The 23,664-nt window shown below is 47.4% G+C and carries 20 protein-coding genes, 1 tRNA gene and 1 pseudogene; 8 read left to right on the forward strand and 14 right to left on the reverse strand.

The genetic code is table 11. The features are described from left to right. Positions 1 to 16 precede the first annotated feature (16 nt). On the reverse strand, positions 17 to 634 hold the full coding sequence (locus EYC62_01280; GenBank protein ID TAH37545.1) for a hypothetical protein: 618 nt from the start codon (positions 632 to 634) through the stop codon (positions 17 to 19). A gap of 500 nt (positions 635 to 1,134) precedes the next feature. Here EYC62_01280 and EYC62_01285 point away from each other — a divergent pair, with 500 nt between their 5' ends. Both EYC62_01285 and EYC62_01290 read left to right on the forward strand, forming a co-directional pair. Further along, a complete protein-coding gene (locus EYC62_01285) occupies positions 1,135 to 2,541 on the forward strand; it encodes a hypothetical protein (protein TAH37546.1) in 1,407 nt (468 codons plus the stop codon). A gap of 57 nt (positions 2,542 to 2,598) precedes the next feature. After that, the gene (locus tag EYC62_01290; protein ID TAH37547.1) at positions 2,599 to 3,408 is read left to right on the forward strand and encodes a hypothetical protein; all 810 of its coding nucleotides are present in this window, start codon (positions 2,599 to 2,601) and stop codon (positions 3,406 to 3,408) included. A 4-nt stretch (positions 3,409 to 3,412) separates the two neighbouring features. Here the strand turns inward: EYC62_01290 and EYC62_01295 are convergent, their stop codons facing one another. After that, positions 3,413 to 5,629, reverse strand: a complete 2,217-nt coding sequence (locus EYC62_01295; protein TAH37548.1) for a hypothetical protein — start codon at positions 5,627 to 5,629, stop codon at positions 3,413 to 3,415. 495 nt (positions 5,630 to 6,124) lie between these two features. After that, positions 6,125 to 6,218 (reverse strand) — tRNA-Ser (locus EYC62_01300). 601 nt (positions 6,219 to 6,819) lie between these two features. On the opposite strand from EYC62_01300, the gene EYC62_01305 reads away from it, so the two are divergent. The 4 genes and pseudogenes from EYC62_01305 (at position 6,820) to topA (ending at position 12,222) form a co-directional block, all read left to right on the forward strand. Beyond that, positions 6,820 to 7,740, forward strand: a complete 921-nt coding sequence (locus EYC62_01305; GenBank protein TAH37549.1) for an aspartate carbamoyltransferase catalytic subunit — start codon at positions 6,820 to 6,822, stop codon at positions 7,738 to 7,740. After that, the gene (plsY, locus tag EYC62_01310; protein ID TAH37550.1) at positions 7,741 to 8,424 is read left to right on the forward strand and encodes a glycerol-3-phosphate 1-O-acyltransferase; all 684 of its coding nucleotides are present in this window, start codon (positions 7,741 to 7,743) and stop codon (positions 8,422 to 8,424) included. Beyond that, positions 8,399 to 9,565: a DNA-protecting protein DprA gene (gene dprA / locus EYC62_01315; protein ID TAH37551.1), complete on the forward strand. Its 1,167-nt coding sequence runs from the start codon at positions 8,399 to 8,401 to the stop codon at positions 9,563 to 9,565. Before plsY ends, dprA begins: the two co-directional genes overlap by 26 nt. Before the next feature lie 35 nt (positions 9,566 to 9,600). After that, positions 9,601 to 12,222: pseudogene (gene topA / locus EYC62_01320) on the forward strand (type I DNA topoisomerase). Positions 12,223 to 12,227: 5 nt separating this feature from the next. Here topA and EYC62_01325 read toward each other — a convergent pair. From EYC62_01325 to EYC62_01375, 11 genes are all read right to left on the reverse strand, one after another. Continuing rightward, entirely contained in the window at positions 12,228 to 13,010 is a 783-nt protein-coding gene (locus tag EYC62_01325; GenBank protein TAH37552.1) for a hypothetical protein, read from the reverse strand. A 127-nt stretch (positions 13,011 to 13,137) separates the two neighbouring features. Beyond that, positions 13,138 to 13,665, reverse strand: a complete 528-nt coding sequence (gene rfbC, locus EYC62_01330) for a dTDP-4-dehydrorhamnose 3,5-epimerase (GenBank protein ID TAH37553.1) — start codon at positions 13,663 to 13,665, stop codon at positions 13,138 to 13,140. After that, on the reverse strand, positions 13,665 to 14,936 hold the full coding sequence (locus tag EYC62_01335) for a methyltransferase domain-containing protein (GenBank protein TAH37554.1): 1,272 nt from the start codon (positions 14,934 to 14,936) through the stop codon (positions 13,665 to 13,667). Before EYC62_01335 ends, rfbC begins: the two co-directional genes overlap by 1 nt. Beyond that, entirely contained in the window at positions 14,929 to 16,044 is a 1,116-nt protein-coding gene (gene rfbG, locus EYC62_01340; GenBank protein TAH37555.1) for a CDP-glucose 4,6-dehydratase, read from the reverse strand. Before rfbG ends, EYC62_01335 begins: the two co-directional genes overlap by 8 nt. Positions 16,045 to 16,048: 4 nt before the next feature. Beyond that, entirely contained in the window at positions 16,049 to 16,825 is a 777-nt protein-coding gene (gene rfbF / locus EYC62_01345) for a glucose-1-phosphate cytidylyltransferase (GenBank protein ID TAH37699.1), read from the reverse strand. Positions 16,826 to 16,928: 103 nt separating this feature from the next. Next, the gene (locus EYC62_01350) at positions 16,929 to 17,444 is read right to left on the reverse strand and encodes a flagellar assembly protein FliW (GenBank protein TAH37556.1); all 516 of its coding nucleotides are present in this window, start codon (positions 17,442 to 17,444) and stop codon (positions 16,929 to 16,931) included. Between the two features lie 20 nt (positions 17,445 to 17,464). Continuing rightward, complete coding sequence (locus tag EYC62_01355) at positions 17,465 to 18,472, reverse strand: hypothetical protein (protein TAH37557.1); 1,008 nt, start codon at positions 18,470 to 18,472, stop codon at positions 17,465 to 17,467. A gap of 181 nt (positions 18,473 to 18,653) precedes the next feature. Further along, positions 18,654 to 20,420, reverse strand: a complete 1,767-nt coding sequence (flgK, locus tag EYC62_01360) for a flagellar hook-associated protein FlgK (GenBank protein ID TAH37558.1) — start codon at positions 20,418 to 20,420, stop codon at positions 18,654 to 18,656. A gap of 27 nt (positions 20,421 to 20,447) precedes the next feature. Beyond that, positions 20,448 to 20,912, reverse strand: coding sequence for a hypothetical protein (locus tag EYC62_01365; protein ID TAH37559.1), 465 nt, complete (start codon positions 20,910 to 20,912; stop codon positions 20,448 to 20,450). Further along, positions 20,909 to 21,223, reverse strand: coding sequence for a hypothetical protein (locus EYC62_01370; protein ID TAH37560.1), 315 nt, complete (start codon positions 21,221 to 21,223; stop codon positions 20,909 to 20,911). Before EYC62_01370 ends, EYC62_01365 begins: the two co-directional genes overlap by 4 nt. After that, the gene (locus EYC62_01375; GenBank protein TAH37561.1) at positions 21,223 to 22,353 is read right to left on the reverse strand and encodes a flagellar basal body P-ring protein FlgI; all 1,131 of its coding nucleotides are present in this window, start codon (positions 22,351 to 22,353) and stop codon (positions 21,223 to 21,225) included. The genes EYC62_01370 and EYC62_01375 overlap by 1 nt, the downstream gene beginning before the upstream one ends. A 288-nt stretch (positions 22,354 to 22,641) precedes the next feature. On the opposite strand from EYC62_01375, the gene EYC62_01380 reads away from it, so the two are divergent. Both EYC62_01380 and dksA read left to right on the forward strand, forming a co-directional pair. Next, a complete protein-coding gene (locus EYC62_01380; GenBank protein TAH37562.1) occupies positions 22,642 to 23,064 on the forward strand; it encodes a hypothetical protein in 423 nt (140 codons plus the stop codon). Positions 23,065 to 23,189: 125 nt separating this feature from the next. Then, positions 23,190 to 23,639: an RNA polymerase-binding protein DksA gene (dksA, locus tag EYC62_01385; protein TAH37563.1), complete on the forward strand. Its 450-nt coding sequence runs from the start codon at positions 23,190 to 23,192 to the stop codon at positions 23,637 to 23,639. The last annotated feature ends 25 nt before the right edge of the window (positions 23,640 to 23,664 follow it).

Genomic DNA, 23,664 nt, shown 5'->3' on the forward strand with positions numbered 1-23,664 from the left:
AGAATCTGAGTAGTTTCTAAGGGCGTAGAATAGCCAAAGAGTTCACCAAGTCATAAGCGGTTTGCGGCTGTAGAGCGTAGCTTTCTATAAGGGCTGCTTGTAAATATTGTTCTAGACATCTGTCATAGTTAAAATTAATAAAAGAAACATTTTGAAAAATGGAACCAATATCAGATTTGGATACTCCTTGACTTAGTAATTTGTAGAATATTGCGAACCATGTATTTTCTATATTTGGAAAATTAACCTTCTCTTCGTAGTTCCCGGCGTAGTATAATTTGCTTTTCCTTTCAGACTCAAGAATACTTCGTACAATTCCCAATTTCCCACATATTTGCATTAGCTCATCATCTGAATGTGCATCTAGAACATTATCGATAGAGATTGAATGGGGGAGAGCATCTCTTATGCGCCATGAAGCATAGAGATGATTATTTATATTGGTATTTTTCTCACGAGCATGAAGCCTAAATGCGCTATCAATGTGGGCATCACCTGATGATCGCATGTAACCCTTTTCATATCTTATATCAAGGTTGTTGGCGATTATCTTTTTGAGACCGTGCCCTAAAGGCATGTCTACTTCATTGCTACTTCCTGCGCCAAGTATAAAAACAGTTTTTGATTTAAACATTGAAGCATAATAATTGATTAATGCATGTGGTACTAGGGCAAAGAGTCATCCACCAAACCCACTTCGCTTTTTGCCATTTTTCTCCGCCCATATTATCAAAAGGCGAACTGGCGCGAAATGGCCGGAGAAAACGGGCTATAATTTTTTTGAAATCGTAGAGAATGCGCGGCTGTGTACGCGGCAGAGAATGGAATAGGGCAGTAAGCATTTGAAATGTCGCGTTGATTCTCAACGATAGGCGAACCCGCCAACTTGTGCGGAACTAGATGGCGGGGCAGTGAGGATTCGGAACGCTGATAACAATATGCCAAAAAACAAGAACTTAACTATCAAAATGGCGGCTTGATGATGCTTTCTTAACAAAGAAAGCGCGTAATTTGTTGTTTTGGCATTGGTCGGCTGATTTACACAGCAGAGAATTTGGGATTCCCTATTAATCCGTTTGACAGGCCTGGGATTTGCCGTTATGAATGTTCCTCATATGTTCTTTTGGGCGTCAAATGCGGAAAATCCTTGTTCTTTCTATCGTAGCGTTATGTGCGGTAATTTATCCCGGGCACGCAAAAGCCGTCGATATTACTACCGATCAATTAATAGAATTATGCCGCCTGGATAACGCCACGGCGCGGGACAAATGCATGCATTACATGAATGCGTTTTTCGATAGTCTCCAGGCGGATGAGGCTTATTTCGGCAAGGAATGCCGGACGGATTATTTTAAGGCCAAGGATATTCCGCCGATTATAGATTGGCTGGACCAAGCGGAAAACATAAAACCGGAAGGACGCAAGACGGTCGATGCGTCATTCGCATTGATGATCTATATGCTCAAAGCCTCGGAAGCGCGCGTGCCGTGCAGAGAGGCTTATGGCTGGCTTCCGTTCTCCGCGCTGGTGGAAAGATGCGGAAACGATATCGGCCAAGGCAGCCCATGCAAATTCTATACAACGGCGGCTATTGAGCTGGCGAAATGGCGGCGTTCCATGGCCAAGAAAACGGATGACGCGCCGCTTTGGTGCGAAAAAGACGGGCAGGGCAATTTAAAAGAACTGACTTATATGCCGGATGAAACGTTGGTCGATTTGATGAAAACATATCTGGCAATAAATCCTGGCCTTCGCGCTTTGCCAGCGGCGGCGGTGTTGATGAATGCAATGGACAGTAATTATAGCTGCCAAAAAAATGATTCTGAAGAAAAAGGGTCCTCGGGAGTAGAATACCGTCATGAATATGACGGCGAAGTTTCAGGATTTTTTGTTACGAAAGGCGGGGAGGGCAATCTGCATACTTACCGCGAAGACGATGCATTGAAATTCAAATTGGATTATAACGGCATCAATGGCCACACATGTGAAGTGGGCGGCATTATCAAAGACGGCATAAGCCAGCCTTTTGCAGATTCCAAGCAAGCTGCGGTCGATCCGAAATGCTTTATCGCATTTAACTGGTACGACGGAAGGCTTGCGATGTTCGATCTAAAGCAGGGCGAAGAATCCAGTTGCCATGATTATTGTGGCGCCCGCGCCTGGTTCGCCGACGATTATTTTCCAGTGAATGACATTTGCAGGCCGGAAAATATATATAAGAAAATTGAAGAAGCGACGGCGCTAAAATCAGAGGAAGAAATGTCTTTTGCAAAAGACAATCTGATACCGGTATTGGAGCAATGCGATAAAACCCTAACCAGATATGCAAGATGGGATCTGCGCCGGCTGATCGCGCTGGCGCAATATCATAATAACGATAAAAAATCATGCCGCGCCATGTTTAATCAAGACGATATCCGGCTGATTAAAATGGCTGACGATGAAATTCTTGAGGAATATAGTTATGCGCCGGCCGATGCGATAAGCATCCAAGACGCGGTGCAACAGATGCGGGTGGTTTATGGGTTATGTGAGGATTAAGTGTAGTAGGGATTGCATCGTCAAGGATAATATGCCGGTACGGAATGGAGATAAAATATGACAAAATCGTTCTACATTGCATTTATGTTTTTATTATCTGTTGTCAGTCCTAGCCTGGCGGAATCGCTGACTATAGGGGATGATTTCACGGTTAATGGTAAGATTATAAAAGCAAGCTGCATTACAGACATTTTATACATCCCCGACCACGATTCCTTTAAAGTAGTGGACTGCCTGAAGGATGAACCAAAGCATAGTTCTTCTTATGCCCGTGATGAAGAAATCCTTGAGGAAGGCAGCTACAAAACCGAGCATTCCTATCAATTTCTAGGAAAGGCAAGAGGCAGCTTTCTGCTAAGTAGCAAATACTGGGGCGGTGGCAGCGGAAGATTCAGTTCTATTTCTTTGCTGAAACCCAAATACGAAAACGGCGACCTTTATTTAGCTGCTGAAGAATTCGGGTATGGAGGAGACAGATGCGGTGGGGGCATTTCCGCTGCGGAATTTAGAAATGGAATTCTCTATGCCACTATTAATCTTATGGAAGCTGATTTGTATCGAGAGCTAAATGGTGGGATACAAGGCAAAGAGTATGACATATTTGGATCCGGGTTTTCTTGGTGTGCCGCCTTCAAAAATATAAAATATGATTTCTCTTCCGGAAAAGAAGAAATAGTCAATATAACTTTGCACGAGAATGATTTTTATGAACTTGCCAATGAAAAGAAAAATGATCCGGTTGCCTGCATGAATCAAACAATTAAGGAAGAAATGGATGCGCAATTCGTTATAAAGCCTGAACGATTTAAACCGTTAGCAAGCTCTATTAACGCTAAATGCGCATCCGTTATGAAAGTTTCGAACTAAATTCCTATTGGTTTGTGCCTAAATATAAATCGGCCTCAGCTTTTCTTCGCGCATCTAAAACTGGATGAATTTTATTTTTACCGACCTTATTCCACTTCTTTATTTCTGTAGCAATCGTAGCTGCATCAGATTTATTTCTAATTGCCCGTTGTATGCCCGTGTCACTTTGAATAAAGGCCGGGGTGTTGTAATGCAAAGACATTAATGCGGTAAATTGATCTTTGTTCATATTGCGATATGTATCGGCATCGAATTTGCTTAGAAACTCATCTTTCTTCTGTAAGTAACGATCAACAAAAAGGCTCTTCTGCTGTTCGTTCGTCAGCTTCAACAAATCCTTATTTTGCTGCACAAAATCATAAGCTGCTTGACCTTTTTTGCCTGCACCGAGTGAAGCACGCGCCGCAATATCTTCGGCAACTCCAGCCTTAATAAGCTTGTTTTTCACTTGCTCCGGTGTTTGATCGCCCCAATCGTCACCACCGCCCAAAGTTACCCCAACCTTAGTATCTGATTTAATATCCGATTTATTGAGAGGAAAATGGATTTTCCCTGCATAGTCAACTTGGGCTTGATTGTTGCCGCCGCGCTCCTTCTCAAAAATAAATTTTAAAGCAGATTTATCCTTATCTGTTAAATCTGTCCGCTCGTCCCAGCCTGGTTTCGGAGCCATTTTATCCAATTCACGCTGCGTCATATCATCCAGGATCGACGTGCCAGCGGGATTGTCCGAAGCGGGATTCGGTTTTTTCGTTTGTCGTTTGTTATATTCAGCAAGACGCTTGTTGAATTCGGAAGAACTTTCTTCTTTGCTGGGTGTCGGCGTTTTATTTTGAAACACGGATGAATCGCGTGGATTCGGATTATTCGCAGGTTCAGGCTGTCCCGGTTGTTTGAACACAACCGATTTTTGCTGATCAGAAGCGCCCGGCACTGGTCCTTGCAACCAATTGTTGTTTTCGTCGAAATACTCTCCCCGCGCATGACGCTCATCAATCTCTTTGATCATTTGATCGAGCGGTTTAAACCAGCTGCTTTGTTCCTGTTGAACGGTCGGATTTTTAAACGGCGGCATGGCCGGGCCATAAGTCTCCTGCGGCACTTGATCGGCGCGCGGCATCGGCGGGCCGTATTCTTCGGCCCCGGCGCTTGCACCGCCCGCCGCGCCGTTGGCGACGCTGCCGAGCAGGTTGAGGGCTGTACCGGCTTTCTCACCGCCCAGGCCAGTTGCACCCGCGACAGTTCCGGCGATGTTGGCTCCTTTGCCGATCAATTCCATAATCGGCCCAAGGCCGGGAATGAAGCCGAGGGCTTGGCCTATGCCGCTACCCAATAATCCTGCGCCTTTGCTGAGCAAAGTGCTGGCTACGTTCTGCATTTCGCCTATGAAATCGCCATAGGATTGCTGCGGCTGCGGTTGTGGCGCATGCTCTGTGAATTGCGGCGCGTTTTCTTGGATTCTATCGAACGCATATTGTTTATAAGCGTCATGCCAGTTGCGGCTAATTTGCGCGCTGGTACTGTTATCCTCCATACCGGGATAATCCGGTAAATACCGCGCATCTTGCGCCGGTTGGATTCCCCAGCGATCCAGCCATTTATTTTGCCCATCATCATCTGTCCAGGCTGGGCCGAAAGCATCCGCCAATGAAAATCCAGGCTTCGGGTTTGGCTGTCGGGCAATGGCATATTCAACATCGGGCTGCCCTAATAAGGGCTCAGGAAACCGCCTAGCGGGCAGTCGTTCATCCATCGGATAGCGCTTGATCGGTTTGCCCCATTCGTCATATTCGACGGGGCGGTCTGCAACCCAGCCGGAATCGTTGCTGGGGCCAATGCTAAAACCTGGATCGATATCAAAAATGTCACCTGGCCTTTTGCGCGGCGAGCCGTAATCGGGTAAGTCGCCGCCAAAGCCGCCTTGCGCTTGCGTTTCTGGAAATGTTGGCGTGGGATCTGGATAGCCAACTATTGTAGGCTTTGGCCGAGTGAATATCTGGCTCAGACCCGAAATCAGGTCTAATACAGGATGGCCGCTATTACCGACTATCAGCGGCTGATTGACCGGCTGCGGTTTGGGAGCGGGCCCGGTCCAGCCCATGGCATTGGATTCAAAGGAATCAAACCCCGGCCCGAACAAGCCGGGAGGTTTTCTGTAGAACATGTGATTTTCCTCTATAAAGGTTGTTTGCGCACAAAAAAAATCCGCCCCGATTCGCATCGTGCGGACGCAAAAAAACCCGCTTCGCCAGAGGCGTAGCAGGTGATTTTCTTTTTAAAATGGCCCGTCGGCCATGGTGTTTTAAAAAGCGATTACACTTGTGTAATCATGAGAAAATCCTACCATAAAAATTTCATAAAGTCAAGTTTTTTCTGGCACCTTTTGGCGGAAATCAGATTCAACTCATTGACGCTATTCAGAAAAAATATTTTTTGGTGCTGGATACACTTTTGATAAGTTTTATAAGTTGCACCATTTTTGCCTAGCATGGAGTCATGCACAAACACCACTTCGCCTTTCGCTATTTTTATCTCCCCAATAATGCAAAAGGCGAACTCGCGAAATCCGCGAGAGAAAATCGGCCTATGTTTTTCAAATATTTTTGGAAAAGTAGAAAAGCTAAGCTATCGGAGAATGAAAAAGCCGTACTAAGCGTTTGAATTCACGACCCTTTCCCTATAACTATTTTATCGTTTAAAATCAACAACTTAGAAATGGCGGAGACGGGGGGATTCGAACCCCCGATACGCCTTTTCAAGCGTATAACGGTTTAGCAAACCGCCGCCTTCAGCCACTCGGCCACGTCTCCGCATTTGGTTCAAGGTTTTTGGCCTCGTGGCTGTTATTTATTTTGCGCGCCACCGCCTAACCAACCTAGGCGCGCTGTGGCGCTCCGCCACGTCTCCGCATACGCTTCGACGTGGCCTTTTTTATTTACCGCTCGCGCTTTGCGCTCCCGGTGGCACGTCTCCGCATTAAAAAAACCTTCAGTGCTAAGCTGAAGTAAGTCTTTTTATATACCAACCTCGTTCAGTTAACAAAAGGATTAATATCAATAATCTTCCCCAATGATTGTATTCTTTAAAGAAATTACAAAATTGTATCTGTCAACCCGAATATTGCTTCAATATACAAATATTTATACCAAAAATGGGTGTGGAGCTGGCTATACTGAACCTTATGAGTGACGACGACACAGATTGGCATGAAGTATTTGGCTCCGCGGCCAGTTGGCGCCTTGCAGGATGGGTATGGTTTCTTGTAATCATTCCGATCATTGTGGTGGCGGCCTGGCTGTTTTTTGGCGGCGGTTTCGAATTCCTTGACAAAGGCTTGGAATAATTACGGAATAATATTCCTTTAATCGGTGTTGGCTTGCGCAACGCCGGTGAATGCCATATAACGCTTGCATGTCTGCAAGCTCACGCCACTTATTAACCACTGAACATTTATCCGTTGATCAAGTTCAATCGTTGTTTCAACGTGCCGAAGATTTGAATGGAAAATATTCGCCGGCTGATTTGAAAAAAATCCTGCTTGGACAATTTGTGGTGAATCTATTTTTCAACGATTCTACACGCACCCGTATTTCATTTGAAATTGCCGCCAAACGCCTTGGCGCCGATGTTATCAATGTCGCGATTGACCGCAGCAGTTTGAACAAGGGCGAGACGTTCCTGGATATGTTGCAAAATATTCAGGCCATGGGCGCATCGTGCTTTGTCATCCGCCATCCTGAAACCGGCATATTAAAAGAATTGGCGCCGCATTTGCGCATTCCAGTCATTAATGCCGGCGATGGCAATAACGAACATCCAACCCAAGGACTGTTGGATGTGATGACCATGCGCCGGCACAAAAAAAATATCAATGGATTGACGATCGCTATTTGCGGGGATATCGCGCATAGCCGGGTGGCACGGTCCAATATTCCAATCCTGTTGAAAATGGGTGCAAAGGTACGCGTGATCGCGCCCCAATCCATGATGCCGCCAAATTATTTCGGCGGACAGGTGCAAAGTTTTACCGATTTGCGCGCAGGGATCAAGGATGCCGATATTGTGATGATGTTGCGCATTCAAAAAGAACGGATGCAAACCGACGAAGTTCCCAATGAACGCGAATATGCGTTTCATTATGGGCTGGATATGGAAAAATTGAAATTGGCAAAGCCGGATGTTTTGGTAATGCATCCAGGGCCAATGAATCGCGGCGTTGAAATTGATTCCGCGGTGGCCGATAATCCAAAACACAGTATTATTTTGGACCAGGTTAGTATGGGTGTTGCCATGCGCATGGCGATTTTGGAATGGATTTTAGCAGGTAAATAAATGACTATATTCGATTCGATCAGCTTGGTATTCGTGTTTATGTTCTGCTATTTCATTGGCGCGATCCCATTTGGGCTGATCGTTACCAAATATGCTGGCTTAGGCGATATTCGCAATATTGGATCCGGCAATATTGGCGCAACCAATGTGCTGCGCACCGGACGCAAAGGCTTAGCGGCGCTAACTTTGCTGTTGGACGGATTAAAAGGCGCGGTGGCGGTTTATTTGGGCACCCATGTATTAATGCCAGCCCACTTGGCTGAATTTAAAGACAATTATATTGCCGTATCGTCTTTGGCAGTGGTGCTTGGGCATATATTTCCGGTGTGGCTGAAGTTTAAGGGCGGAAAGGGCGTTGCCACGACATTCGGAGCCTTTGCCATGATAAATCCAATATGGGCGTTAATGTTATTCATTATCTGGATGGGAATGGCGTTTAGTTTTCAATATTCTTCACTGTCCGCTCTTGTGGCTACTTTTATTGCCCCTTTTATAGGGAAATATGTTTTCGATTTTTCTGGTACCGTATTTATTTCAACCTGCATTATTGCGGCGATAGTGATTATTAAGCATAAATCTAACATTCAGCGATTGTTGAATGGCACGGAAAGCAAAATTAATTTAAAGAAAAAATCCGCGCCACGGCAGGACAACCAAGATGACGGCACCGGTGTACCGCTCTAATTCAGCGCCCAATTACGCGGCGCAGCCCTCAATCTCGGCCGAGGAGAAAATCCATTGGCTGCGACTGATTCGTTCTGAAAACGTTGGACCTATTACTTTCTACCAATTGCTGCAACGGTTTGGCACCGCCAAAAAAGCCATCGAGGCCTTGCCGCATCTGGCCCGGCGCGGCGGTAAAAACGGCAATTTAAAAATTTGTACGCTGGCGGATGCCGAAGCTGAAATGAAAGCCCATGAAAAGCATGGTAGCCGGATTGTGGTTGCCGCCGAAGCCGAATATCCGCCATTGCTAAAACAAATCGAAGACGCGCCGCCAATTTTATCCGTGCGCGGCCATGCGCATTTGTTGCAAAAACCTTGTGCCGCGATTGTGGGTACACGCAATGCGTCGGCGGCTGGGCGTAAGTTTACTGAAAAACTGGCCAGTGAATTGGGCGAGGCGGGATATATCGTGGCCTCCGGCTTGGCGCGCGGGATTGATTCCGCCGCGCATATTGCCGCGTTGCGAACCGGAACGATTGCGGTGATGGCCGGTGGCATCGATCAAATATACCCGCCGGACAATCAGGAATTATACAATCAAATCACGGAACAAGGAGTGCTGGCCAGTGAAATTCAATTCGGTATCAACCCGCAAGCGAGGCATTTCCCGCGCCGCAATCGGATTGTATCGGGATTGTCGCTGGGCGTTGTGGTGATCGAAGCCGCGTTACAATCGGGATCGTTAATCACCGCGCGTTGCGCGCTGGATCAAAACCGCGAAGTATTTGCCGTGCCCGGATCGCCGCTCGACCCGCGTTGCCAGGGCACCAACAGTTTGATTAAACAAGGTGCGACCTTGGTCGAATCGGCGGGCGATGTTCTGGAAGTATTACGCCGCATACAACCGCCCGCGGCCCATACCAAATCCGATGTATTTTTCAAGGCCCTGGCCTTTACCGAAGAAAAGGCAGAACAGATGATTGCCGAGGCCACACCTATTATATTAGAGCTTTTAAGCGCCACCCCAACCCCCATTGACGACTTGATCCGAATGTCGGGTTTAACCGCGCCAATCGTGCTTTCTGTGATCATGGAACTAGAGCTGGCAGGCCGTTTACAGCGCTTCCCTGGAAATAAAGTTGCATTATTCTATCATTAGAGTATAAGAGACAACTTTATAACTCACGGGGTACCATGAGCAACGTCGTTATCGTCGAATCGCCGGCCAAGGCCAAGACTATTAATAAGTATCTGGGATCGGATTACACCGTTATCGCCAGTTTCGGTCATATCCGCGATTTGCCATCCAAAGACGGTTCGGTCAAGCCGGACGAAGACTTTTCTATGATTTGGAGCCTCGAAGACCGGGGCGAGGCGCGTATTGCCGAGATTATTAAGGCCCTTAAGAATGCCGATACTTTATATTTAGCCACCGACCCTGACCGGGAAGGGGAAGCCATTTCCTGGCACGTTAAGGAAGTTTTGCAGGAAAAACGGGCGCTTAAGGACGTAAATGTCCGCCGCGTGACGTTCAATGAAATTACCAAGTCGGCTGTTAAAGACGCTTTTGACCATGCCCGCGACATAGACTCCCAATTGGTCGAAGCATACTTGGCGCGCCGGGCGCTGGATTATTTGGTGGGATTTAATATCTCACCAATTTTATGGCGCAAATTGCCAGGCTCTCGTTCGGCTGGGCGCGTGCAATCTGTTGCATTGCGTTTGATTTGTGAACGTGAATCCGAAATCGAAGTATTCAAGCCACAAGAATATTGGAGCATCCTTGGCACATTCAAATCCGCCAAAGGCCATAGTTTCGAAGCGCGCTTGACGCATTTCGATAAGAAATTGGACAAATTCGATATCGGTAACAAGGATGCGGCGGATAAAATCCTGGCCGCTCTACAATCGCAACAATTCACCGTTGACGATATTGAAAAGAAAACCGTTCGCCGCAATCCATAAGCGCCGTTTATCACATCGACCTTACAACAAGAAGCATCGCGGAAACTTGGTTTAACTGCGTCCCGCACCATGCGTTTGGCGCAGCAATTATATGAAGGCGTGGAAATCGGAGGCGAAACCGTTGGTTTGATCACCTATATGCGTACCGATGGTATTACATTGTCGGGCGAGGCGATTGGCCAAGCGCGCCGTTTCATCGAACGCGATTTTGGCAAAAATTATTTGCCGGATTCTCCGCGCGCTTATGTCAGTAAGGCGAAAAACGCGCAAGAAGCGCACGAAGCGATCCGCCCAACCGATATTTTCAGAACGCCGCAATCGATTGAAAAATACCTCGAAGGCGATCAGTATAAATTGTACGAATTGATTTGGAAACGCACCGTTGCTTGCCAAATGGAAAGCGCGGTATTGGACCAAGTCGGCGCCGATTTAAAAAGCACTGATGGCAAAAGTATTTTTCGCGCCACCGGTTCCGTGGTGGTGTTCGATGGATTTTTAAAAGTCTATCAAGAAACGCTGGACGAACCTGATGACAAAGAAGAAGGCGGACGTTTACCGGCGCTGGAAGTCGGCGAAAAAACCGCAAAAGAAAATATTCGCGGCGAACAGCATTTTACCCAGCCGCCGCCAAGATATTCCGAGGCAAGCCTTGTAAAGAAACTGGAAGAATTGGGCATTGGCCGTCCATCCACCTATGCCAGCATTATTCAGGTATTACAGGACCGCGATTATGTGCGGCTGGATAAAAAGCGCTTCATCCCGGAAGATCGCGGCCGTGTAGTCACGACGTTCTTGTCGGAATATTTTACCCGTTATGTGGAATATGGATTTACCGCCGGTCTGGAAGAACAGCTGGATGATATTTCCGCCGGCAATTTAAATTGGAAACAGGTTCTGCGCGATTTTTGGCGCGACTTCACCGGCGCGATTGAATCTTGCAAAGATTTGACGATCACCCAAGTTATCGACCGGTTGGATGCCGAATTGGGTCCGCATTTCTTTCCGCCGCAAAGTGATGGCCGCGATCCGCGCAAATGTCCGTCCGACGGCGGACGTCTTGGTTTGAAACTGGGTAAATTTGGTGCCTTTATCGGTTGTTCCAATTATCCGGAATGCAAATTCACCAAACAATTGGCTGTTGCGCAGGCGGATGATGGCACTGGCACAGCCGATTTCCCGAACCAAAAGGAACTGGGCGTGGATTCCTTGTCCGGTATGATGGTCACGATCCGCAAAGGCCCGTATGGATTTTATGTGCAATTGGGCGAGGCGGTGAAAAAAGGCGAAAAGCCGAAACGCATGGCCGTGCCGAAAAACGTGTCGCCGAACGATATTGATTTGGAAAAGGCATTGATCTTGCTTGCTTTGCCGCGCGATATCGGCAAACACCCGGAAAGCGGTGAAATGATCGCGGTGGGGCTTGGCCGTTTTGGTCCATTTCTGAAACATGGCGCGAAATACGTTACCTTGCCGCCAACCGAAGATATTTTTACGATCGGTATTAACCGCGCTGTTGTCGTTATTGCCGAAGCCAAAGATAAACCGTCCAATAACCGCGTTGCCGCAACGCCAGCCAAGGTTTTGGGCAATCACCCAACCGATGGCAAGCCAATCAAATCCGGCAAAGGCCGTTTTGGCCCGTATGTGCAATGGGGTAAAACCTATGCCTCGATCCCGAAATCGGTCGATCCCGATACGGTGGATTTAAATCAGGCGGTGGAATTGCTGGACGCTAAAATCGCCAAAGGCGCTGCGAAAAAAGCGGCAGCGGGCGGTGATGCGGATGTGGCGGAAAAACCAGCCAAACCAAAGGCCAAACGCGCGGCGAAGAAAAAAGCCGCTAGCGAATAGCTCCCTTATTTTTCAGCGACTGGGACCCTAGCGTTTCTTAATTTTCTAGTAAGGGAAGTAATGGAGACCGAGTTTGCGGCAGGGTGCTGGCGTTTCTGTACTTCATGCAAAGCGTCTCGGTACGGAATCGCTGTTGGCACAAGTGTTGTACATAAACGTCCGGCATTATCTATCACGCGATTGGCGCTATTGATGTTTTGATCAAGGTAGCTTGAGTCTCTTGCTTTACCATAAGCCCGCGCAGCGCGAATCGCATCATCTTGCGTCATGTTTTCAGGTACCAAAGTTTGATAAACGCGATCCATTAATGGCCAGTTAAAATTTATATGCCCTTGTCTTGTTTGCAATAAAACTTCGCTTTGGCAGGTACGGACCATATGTTCCCCAATCGATGTTCTTTGATCCGGCGATAAACCCGTATGCCAGAATTGTACAAAATCTGCGGCGTTACGCGGCTGCGCAAAAAATTGCCTCAATGTGGAATGGGAGTTCCATCCTCTCCCACCCGGGATTAAATAGGCTAAACAAAAAATATCCAATCCAATGGGCGCATCTTGTTGTGCTTTGAAAGTAGCATCTGCGCGGCAGGCATAAGCAAGCAAAACTAGTGGTGAAACAGTTCCCTTTTGCCTTTCAATGTGGCTGATTAAGGCATCTGTTGCCACATCTACGGTAGTTTCGATAGTTTGCCCATCACCGTCAACACAAACAATTTGCGGCTTGCGCGAAACCAACCATGCTTTCTCAGTGCTTTGGTTATAACCAGTGACATCACATATCCAGCTCATCTCACCCTCTATTATAGGTTCGTTTACTGAAATTCAGCCTAATATAAAAATAAGCCGAATCTCAAGAACAAATTCGGTGGCGAAATAATATAACCAAGGATAAGTCAGGGGTAGAGCTGGGCGGAGATTAGAGTAACGGATAAGCCAAATCCCGTTCCGATATTATTCGATGAGTGATTTTTGGCCAATCGATGCCGATTTTTGGATCATCCCAACGCAGGCCTTTGGATAATTCCGGATAATAAAATTCGGCCATTTGATAAAATACTTCACTGTTATCCGTCAGGGTTTGGAATCCGTGCGCGAAACCTTCGGGGATATACATCGCACATCTATTTTCGGCGGTCAGTTCCACGCCAAACCATTCCAAGTAAGTATCGGAATCTGGACGGATATCGACCGCGACATCGAAAATCCCGCCCATGGTGCAACGTACCAGTTTGGCTTCTTCGCGCGGAGCGGTTTGATAATGCAAACCGCGCAGCGTGCCAATCTTGTGGTTGAACGAAATATTGCATTGCGCCAATTTTGGATTGAGACCTTGTTTGATAAATTCTTCGCCGCACCAGGTGCGCGCAAAAAAACCGCGCTCGTCTGTTTGCAACTCCGGCTCGATAACAAATAGCCCTTCGATAGAGGTGGCGATAAATTTCACTATAATACCTTTACGGTTGGGATCGGTACCACGAACTTGCCGCCCCATTCCTTGATATAGGCATGGGTGTTAGCGACTTCATCCCGGATATTCCAAGGCAGAATTAATACATAATCCGGCTTGGTTTCCTTGATTTTTTCTGGCGCATAGATTGGAATATGCGTGCCGGGCAAAAACATATTCTGTTTATGCGGATTCAGATCCACCACATAATCCAGGAAATCGCCGCGAATGCCGCAATAATTCAGCAGCGTATTGCCCTTGGCCGCGGCGCCATAGCCGGCGATTTTCTTGCCTTGCTGCTTGGCTTCGATCAGGAATTCCAGCAATTTTTGCTTGGTCACGCGGACTTGTTGCGCGAATTTTTCATAAGTGCTGATTTGATCCAGCCCGAAAGTCAGTTCTTTTTTTAGAACATCTTGATATCCATCGGTCAAGGTCCGGTGGCCCTGATGACAGGCGTGAATTCGCAAGCTGCCGCCATGGGTCGGTAATTCCTCGACATCGAAAATAGTTAGGCCGTGATGGGCAAAAACTTTGGAAATGGCGAGCAGGGAGAAATAACAGAAATGTTCATGATAAATAGTATCAAATTGGTTCTCTTCCATCAATTTCAGCAAATGGGGGAATTCAAAAGTGATAACGCCTTTTGGCGCCAGCAATATTTTTAATCCCAACACAAAATCGTTCAGATCGGGCACATGCGCCAAAACGTTGTTGCCCAATAATAAATCCGCTTGGCGGCCCTCGGCGACCAATTTCTTGGCGCAAGCTACGCCAAAGAATTCAACACGGGTGGGAACGCATTTTTCGATTGCAACCTTGGCAACATTGGCGGCAGGCTCGATGCCCAAGGCAGGGATTCCGGCCTTTACAAAGTTCTGCAATAAATATCCGTCGTTGCTGGCAATTTCTATCACCAGCGAGCTTTTACCGATACCGTATTGTTTTTGCATTTGTTCGCAATAACGTTGGCAATGCGCCATCCAGCTGCTGGAATAGGATGAGAAGTATGCATAATCATGCGCAAAAATTTCTTCGGCGGTATGAAACTGTTCCAACTGTACCAAGAAACATTTGTCGCAAACATAGGCGTGCAATGGATAAAACGGTTCCATATCTTTCAATTGATCTTCGCGCAAATAACGATTCGATGGTGGGCTCATTCCCAAGTCGCACAGTGTTTGCGATAAATGGCCTTGGCAAAAACGGCAGATATTTTTCGGTGCCAGTCTTTCCTGTTTTGCGGCGAGATTCGATACATTAGCCATGGTGATCCCCATTAATGAATTCCATAATTTGCGAACGGGTAACATTTTCAACATTTTTTCCTTGATGCTGAACGGCGTACCAGTGGGCCGTTTTTTGAATTGCCTGTTTTGTGGTCCAGCGCGGATTCCAGCCCAGCGTTTTGCGCGCCAGGCGGTTGTCCAACATCAATAATTTCGCTTCGTATATGCTATTGTCAGGCACATGTTTCCATTCAGCTTTGGACTTTGAACGGGTATTCCATTCTGTAACAAAATGGTCTGCAATCCAACCAACCGTTTGGCAATCGCGCGCGTCCGGGCCGATATTAAACGATAATAATGGCGATCGGTGTTTGGCGGTTTCCTCTACAATCCGCATGATCGCATAACAAGGTTCCAGCACGTGTTGCCAGGGGCGCACCGATTGCGGATGACGCAGAATTAATGGCTGGCCTGTGCCAAAGGCGCGAACCGCATCTGGAATCAGCCTGTCCACCGACCAGTCGCCACCGCCAATCACATTGCCGGCACGCAATGTGGCGAATGGGATATTTCGCGATTTGAAATAACTATGCCAATAAGACGAGGTTACAATTTCAGCGCAGGCCTTGCTGGCGCCATACGGTTCGTAACCGCCCAATTTATCATTCTCGCCATAACCGCGCTGAACTTCGATATTTTCGTAAACTTTGTCTGTGGTGAAAATCAAAACCGCTTGCAGATCTTTGCATTCGCGTGCGGCTTCTAACACATGAATCGTGCCATTGACATTGGTTGAAAATGTATCGACCGGATCTTTGAAGGCTGGACGGACTAAGGCTTGTGCGCCCAAATGCAGAATAATATGCGGGTTGAATTCAGAAATGGCCTTTTTGACGGCGCCTGCATCACGCAAATCGGCGATATGGTGCTTGCCATAATTTTTAATTCCGGAAAGATCATAAAAGCTTGGATCGCTGGATGGGGCTAACGAAAATCCGGCCAACTCGACTTCCATTTCACGCAGCCAGAAATACAGCCACCCGCCAATAAATCCGGTATGGCCGGTAATTAAAACGCGTTTATTTAGCCAGAAATTTTTATCTAAGGGGTGGGGAAGTTGGGTGGAACGGGAAAGAAAAGAAAACATGCGCCTACCACAGACGCCATGGCGCCTGACCCTTGTTCCACATGTTGTTCAGCATTTCCATTTCGCGGTATGTATCCATGCACTGCCAGAATCCGCCATGCTGATAAACGGCCAATTCGTCGTCACGCGCCAATTTCTCCAATACACCATTTTCCAGGCTGACATCGGTTGAATCTTCATCGACATGATCGAATGCGGTTTTGTTTAATACCAGGAAGCCGCCATTGATCCAGCCTTCGGCGACTTGCGGTTTTTCGGCAAAACTATTGACCATGCCTTCCTGTATGCCAAGTTCGCCAAACCGGGACGAGGGGCGCACGGCGGAAACCGTTCCCAGTTTTTGCGCGCGGCGATGAGTTTCCAATAATGCCTTTAAATCGATGTTCGATACACCATCGCCATAAGTCGCCATGAAAGTATCGTTGCGTACATATTTCAACGCCCGTTTGATACGCGATCCGGTCAGTGTGTCGCGGCCAGTCTCAGCCAGAACAATACGCCAGTCTTCACGATAGGTGTTGGTCAGTGTTTCAACATCGCCGGTTGAAAAATCAATGGCAAAATCGCTGTTCCTAAAGTGATAGTTTAAAAAATAATCGCGAATGGCATCGCCCTTATATCCAAGACACAGAATAAAATTCTTCACGCCAAAAGAATGGTAGTGTTTCATGATGTGCCACAGCACCGGGCGGCCACCGACCTCAACCATTGGTTTCGGCTTAAATTCGGTTTCTTCGCGCAATCGCGTGCCTAGGCCGCCGCATAAAATAATGGCGTCCATTTTGCCGATTTCGTTTGGTGCAACCATGTGAATAAAAACCTTAGGGAGGGACTTAATATCCCTTATAGTCTAGTAAAAGTTAAAGAAAGCTTAAATCGCTAACTTAACCAATAACGTGTTGAACGGAATATTTGTTGTTTGAAAGCACGAATTGGCGGGCAATCCGGCGGACGCTGTCGACCAGAATAGGGGCGCGATGGTTGATCGACATGGTAATACCTTGGCCTGGCGCCAGGGTACGGATAGTAATGACAAACATAACTATCAAATCTGGTTTTTGAATGCCTAAGCTGTCGGCGGCCTCTTTTAAATCTTCGGCATCGATCGGCGCCGTATCGGGATCGGTCGGCAATACAATAAAAGACAGGCGAGGTTCCGCCAAACACTGTAATAAATTGAATTGGGGCATGTTCGGTAAATTAGCCAGGCCAAATTCATGCACATCCGGAAAACCAACAATGCCAACTGGGAAATTGATTGCCAAGCTGCGATCATATTCAAAGGTGCCAAGGTTGTTGGTAATCCGTACCAAATTCGGATTATCCGAACTCGATTCGGTTATGGCCGGCGGGGCGGGATCATTTGGGGCCATTTGGGTTGCACATCCTTGGTTAAACATAACGATGCTCCATATTAAAATTAACGCAGGAAGTTCACAAGACTTACCTGATTCAGACGGGAAATAGTCATGTAAGAAGCCTCCAGCTGTGTCTGTTCTGCACTAAGCTTGGCCATGGTTTCTGGAATATCGGCTGCTTGCAAGTCTTGAACCAGATCTTCGATTTTGCCCAAATACGCGCCATGCGTGTCTTTGGTATCTAATAACATGCGGCCTTGAGCGCCGATGGTTGCCCTGGTATCGGCCAGACTGCCGATCACCGTAGTCATAATGGTCGAAGCCCCTTCCAGGCGGTCATGTTGTTCCGCGGTTGGCGCTGCGCCAATAGTGGCTGCCAAACGCAAAGCATAAATCAATTGGGCAAAAGCCGGATTTGAAGCGGTTGTACCGATGGATACAGATAAATTGTCATCCGCGCGCACAGTTTGTGTTGCGGTATTGCCCATATAGTAACCGAAATATTCGGATGTAGCGTTTGCACCGATGGTTACTGGAAAAGTGGTCGGTGTAGCGGGCAATGTCGGTACGGTATAAGCGTTCGGAGCGTTGAAATTGGTTGGAATAGGCATTGGCGCGCCCCAACGAGTGGTGTCTACGGGGCGTGTATTGGTCATGCTGCCGGCAAATAAATATTGGCCGTCCACCTGTTTGTTTAGCGTGCTTTGCAAGCTATCCAGCATGGACTGTGCTTGGGTAGATAAAGAAATCAAGTCGGCATTGTTGGCATTTAAAGCGCCAGTCAATAATGTTTTAAATTGTTCGGCTATACCTTGGATGCTGGTCATCGACGCATCGAATTCGTCAATTTTTCTGTCCGCTATGGTAATATTGTCTTGATATCGTTTGATACGCATGTAACTGTTTTCAAGACTCAGTGCCTGATTGGCGGAAGAGGCAATATCGGAATAGGTTTCACCTTTACGTCCGGTGGCGGCTTGAATCTGCAATGCGGATACACGCGCTTGCGAGTTTTGAATCAGCAAGTTAATGCTGGTAAATTTTGAATAATCGCCGACACGGAAAGCCATGATACTACCTCATTAAGGCTGCGGTAAAAGTCATTTTTGGTTTAGTTAAAGACGAATTCTTGGAAACATCGCAATTGTCCGCTGGTTTATTGTCAATCAATTCATCCGACAGAAAATTGCGTTTATATAAAGAATAGCTGGCCATTTTTGTTTTTTTATTCATGATCGTACCCTCCTGTCATTATCCAAGAATTCTGGTTAGTTCATCGAACATTTGGTTAACCGTACGAATTACCTGTGCCGATGCATTGTATGCATTTTCTAAAACCACCATATTCGACATCTCTTCATCGATGCTTACGCCGCTTTCGCTGCCGATGCGTTTGTCCAGATTGTCAATGGTGGTTTGCGAAATATCGTAATCGGAATTGGCTGTTGAAGCGAGGCTGGCGTTAAATGAAATTAATGCGGCACTGAAATTGCCTATGGTGTTAGTCATTGCGGGCATGCCGCCAACCGCAGAGAATGAGTATTGTGTAGTAAATACTGCGGCAAGACGTTGTGCGACCGATCCATCGCCAGGCGCGACGCCGTTTTCGCCAACAACTGCGGTTAAAGATAAATCGCCGCGCGAGATATAGCCTGGGTTGGAAACCAAGGTTGGATTTACGGCCAAAGACAATGCTAAATCCCCATTTACCGCAGGATTGTCTGTGCCGGTAAAAAAGTCATTTAGCCCAAAATACTGGGACAAGCCCTGGCCAGTTGCGCCGACTTGGCCGGTATTTTCATTGATTGCAACGCCGTTTGCCGCATTGGTGGCTTGGATTACTATTTGGCCGCTGGCATTAATAGTGCAAGTGCCGTCCGGACCAAGGGCGGCGTTAATAGCGGTAGTTACCGCGCCCACGGTCGATGCGACGGCTGGTAAGTTATAATCGACCACACGGACGATTGCACCGGTTGCATCGGTAATCGCAATACGAACCGCGCCAGTACTGGCGGGAAAAACTGTACCGGCGGCAAGTCCGCTTTGGGTGCCTGTTAAAGTACGTTGGGCCGGAACGCAGGTGCCATCATTGTGTACCGCATTCACGCGATCACGCAGAGCCAAGGCCATGGTGTCCAATTGGGCCATATAGTTCGGCAAAGTGGTATCGCGCAGAGTAATTAAAGATTTTAATTTGCCATTGGTGACTCGAGAAGTCAGATCGCCAACGCCACCGATGGTAATCGCACCAAAAGTAGTAGATGGGCTAACTACGGCTGCTGGGGTATAAGCGACTGTTTGTACCGTATCGCCAACAAGATTATATCCGCCAATCGTGACCATGGTTCTGCCGTCACTGCGCGTATAGGTGGCAACGTCTACCAATTCGGCTAATTCGCGAATGGCTTGATCGCGGCGATCTTGGGCATCGGTAACGGACGAACCGCCAGCTGTGGTGTTGATGCCTTGCACGATTTGGTCGTTTAGATCATCGATTTGTGTTGCCAATTCATTAATTCTACTAATGGTCGTACCGATTTCTTGGTCTGACTGGCCACGCAAATTGTTGGTGCTGGTTGCCATGGAATTGATTTGACGGGCCATGCGTACGGCGTCGTTCACCGTATCGGCTTGAGTTTGTGTATTTTGTGGTGTCGCGCCTAAGGCCTCGAACGAAGCGGCAAGGCGGCCGATATTGGCATTAATCGCATTTGCGGAACCGGGTGTGCCGAAGCTGTCTTGCACGCGAGCTAAATAAGTGCTTTGCACATTGCTTAAACCCATACGGCTCATTTGGCTGCGAAGTTCCCTGGCCAAACCATCATTGACCCGGCGCGTAACGCCAGCAATATCAACGCCGCCACCAATGCCGTTGGCGGTACGGCTCATTTGCTGAACGATTTTGCGGGTATATCCAGGGGTATTTACGTTAGAAATATTGTTCGACGTCACCGCCAAGCCGAACTGATTCAAGTTCATGCCGGAAAGAGCATTGCGCATGGCGAGGGTGAGTGACATAGGAGCGATCCTTTTCCTAAATTAATCCTATAAGCGTTGGTCCAAAGTAACCGACAACGCTTCCTTATTGCCTTTGCCGGCATTGGCAGTAACCGTGGCCGGGTTGCTGTAGCCGCGTGTGCTAGAAACTTGTTCAATTGCAGCGTCGCGAATTGCCTCAAGAACGCGCAAATTAATGTGTCTTGCGGCCGTCAATAAATGGATATTCTCACTGGCGGCTTCATCGAAACGGGCAGCCAGATCGTTCAATAATGCTTTCTGATCCTGGCTGATCGATGCAACTACGGCAGGATTTTCACGCAAAACGCGAATCTGATTTTCATAGGCAAAGCTTAGACGGGCTTTTTCGCTTTGCAGGCCGCCGGCAGTGTTATATTTACGGTCCTTCAGCAGGGCATTTTCTTCACTGATAACGTGAATTAACTGTTCGCTTACGCCGATCAGCATATCGATAAAATCGCTTTTATTTTCCACGGCTATGGTTTGGGTCATTTTGCCGCTCCTTGAATTTTGATCATTTCTTTCAAGATTGCATCGCTAATGCCAAGTCCGCCTTTTTGGCTCATGGCGTTGGCATATTCTTGAACCATCATCGAACGAAACATATCTTCGCCATGTCCGCCGCCAAATTGGCTATTGGTTTTGATACCGGCAAACATTTGTTGCATCATTTCATTCAAAAATACCGATTCAAAATCCTGCGCGGCTTTTTTCATTGCCGGCAGATTTTTAGGCGCTGCTTCCGGCAATTTCGCTTCCGGGCGCATCATATCGGCTGTGGTGGCGGGTAAAGCGATATCCATTACATTACCTCGATATCGGCTTGCATCGCGCCAGCGGCTTTGATGGCTTGCAGAATGCTGATCATATCGCGTGGACCAATGCCAAGAGCATTCAGGCCGACCACTAAATCTTGAATCGATATACCGGCGCGCATAATGGTCATGCGTTTTTCCGAATCGTCGTCGACTTCAATCTTGGTGCGGTCAACCGTAGTGGTTTCCCCGGTTTCGGAAAAAGCGTTCGGTTGGGATACTTGCGGTGTTTCTGTAATTTTGATGGTTAGATTGCCTTGGGCGATTGCAACGGTGTTGATGCGCACATTTTCACCCATAACGATAATGCCGGATTGTTCATCAATCACGACGCGGGCTAATTGATCCGGTGCAATACGCAATTGTTCAATGTCGGTAATAAAGGCGACGGAATCTTTTTGGTATTTTTCCGGAACTTCAATAACGATAGTGCCAGGATCATTGGCTTTGGCGGCTTGCGCGCCAACGAAGCTGTTGATCGCTTCGGCAACCCGGCTGGAGGTGGTGAAGTCCGGATTACGCAAAGCAATTTTTAAAGTCTGCAATTCTTTCATTTGGAATGGCAATTCGCGTTCGATGATCGCGCCATTGGCAATACGGCCGTTGGTTGGCACGCCGCGCGTTACGCTGCCGCCTTTGCCTTCGGCGGTAAAACCGCCAGCGGCAATTTGGCCTTGAGATACGGCGTAGACTTCGCCATCAGCGCCAAGCAGGGGTGTAACCATCAAAGTGCCACCCAGTAAACTTTTAGCATCGCCAATAGTGGCGACCGTAATATCAATTCGGCTGCCTTGACGGGAAAATGGGGGCAGGGTTGCGGTAACCATGACCGCGGCAACGTTTTTGGTTTTCAAGGCATCGTCCCGGGCGTTGATGCCAAGACGTTCCAACATACCGATCAAGCTTTCTTTGGTGAATACAGAAGATGTAAGCGAATCGCCGGTGCCGTTCAAACCGACAACAAGTCCGTAACCGACGAGCATATTGTCGCGAACGCCTTCAAAATCGGCGATATCTTTGATGCGGGACATGGCGGCAACCGGGCTTGCAGGCATAAGGCAAGCGATCAGAGCGACCGATAGAATGATTTTTCTGCGAATTTCCCCAAAACTAAACATGTCTCGACTCGCTTTCTTTCGTTAAAAGCTGTTGAATCATTATTATTGCTTGCGAAGATCGTGCCAAAATAAGTTATTGTTAAATATAGGTTTTTTGTTTGTTTTATAGCAAAATTAGGGTAAGAGGTGCCTTGGGTGGGCAAAAAATTCCCAGTCTATATCAAGGATTTAGATGTTGATTTGGCGTTGCATAATTATTGAATTTGGCCGGATTGGGGACATATTTATCTGGTATGGTATAGTAGCTAGTGTAAAACTCCGATATTCTATTAAAGTTCAGCGTAGTTCATGAAAATCAAATCGACGGATTCCGTCAGTTCCAGTGTTGGCGTTCGCAAAGCCGGCAAGACCAAGTCTGCCGGAGGCAGCAGTTTTGCCAGCCATTTGCAGGAAACCGAAGAAACGCAGGGCGTGATGTCCACGTCCGCGGTAAGCAATGTTGATTCATTGCTTTCATTGCAGGCTATGGGATCTTCGACGGATAAAAACACCAAAGCCAGGCAGCATGGAGAAGAGGTTCTGGATGTGCTAGAGCGCGTATTGCACGATTTGTTGGCTGGCGGCGTGCCCGTTTCGCGTTTGCGAAATCTAGCGGATATGATGCAACGCCAACGGGAATACGCTGGCGTTAGCCCTAAAATGCTTGAAATCATCGATGAAATTGAAACGCGGGCTTTGGTGGAATTGGCCAAATTGGAAGCCTATTTATAAGGCCTTTATTCTCAGATTTTATGGGCGGAAAACGATAAAGTTGTGAATCGTTCTAAACATTTTCCCTTGAACTGGCTTTATTCGAACCCTATATTTTCCAGATCTTTAATCCTGTTAGGATGTTTATGATGACCGCAAAACCGCAAACCGCTGTAATGACCTTGGCTCCGGATTACAAACCATCGACCAAGGAAGAATATATGTGTCCGGCGCATTTGGAATATTTCCGCCGCAAGTTGATCGCGTGGAAAGAGGAAATTTTGCGCGAATCAAAACAGACTCTGCATCATATTCAGGAAGAAAGTTTACAGCAGCCGGATATTACCGACCGCGCTTCGCTGGAAACCGATATGGCGCTGGAATTGCGCACCCGCGATCGCGAACGCAAGCTGATTTCTAAAATCGATGCGGCGATGGAGCGTATCGAGCAGGGCGAATATGGCTATTGCGAAGAAACCGGTGCGCCAATCGGCTTGGCCCGACTAGAGGCTCGTCCGATAGCCACCTTGTGCCTTGAAGCGCAAGAGAGTCACGAGAAATACGAACGTACCCATCGCGACGAAGATAAAGAATAATTCTTATATATTCAAGAAAAGTGCC

The organism is Alphaproteobacteria bacterium, assembly GCA_004295055.1.
Classification (GTDB): domain Bacteria; phylum Pseudomonadota; class Alphaproteobacteria; order SHNJ01; family SHNJ01; genus SHNJ01.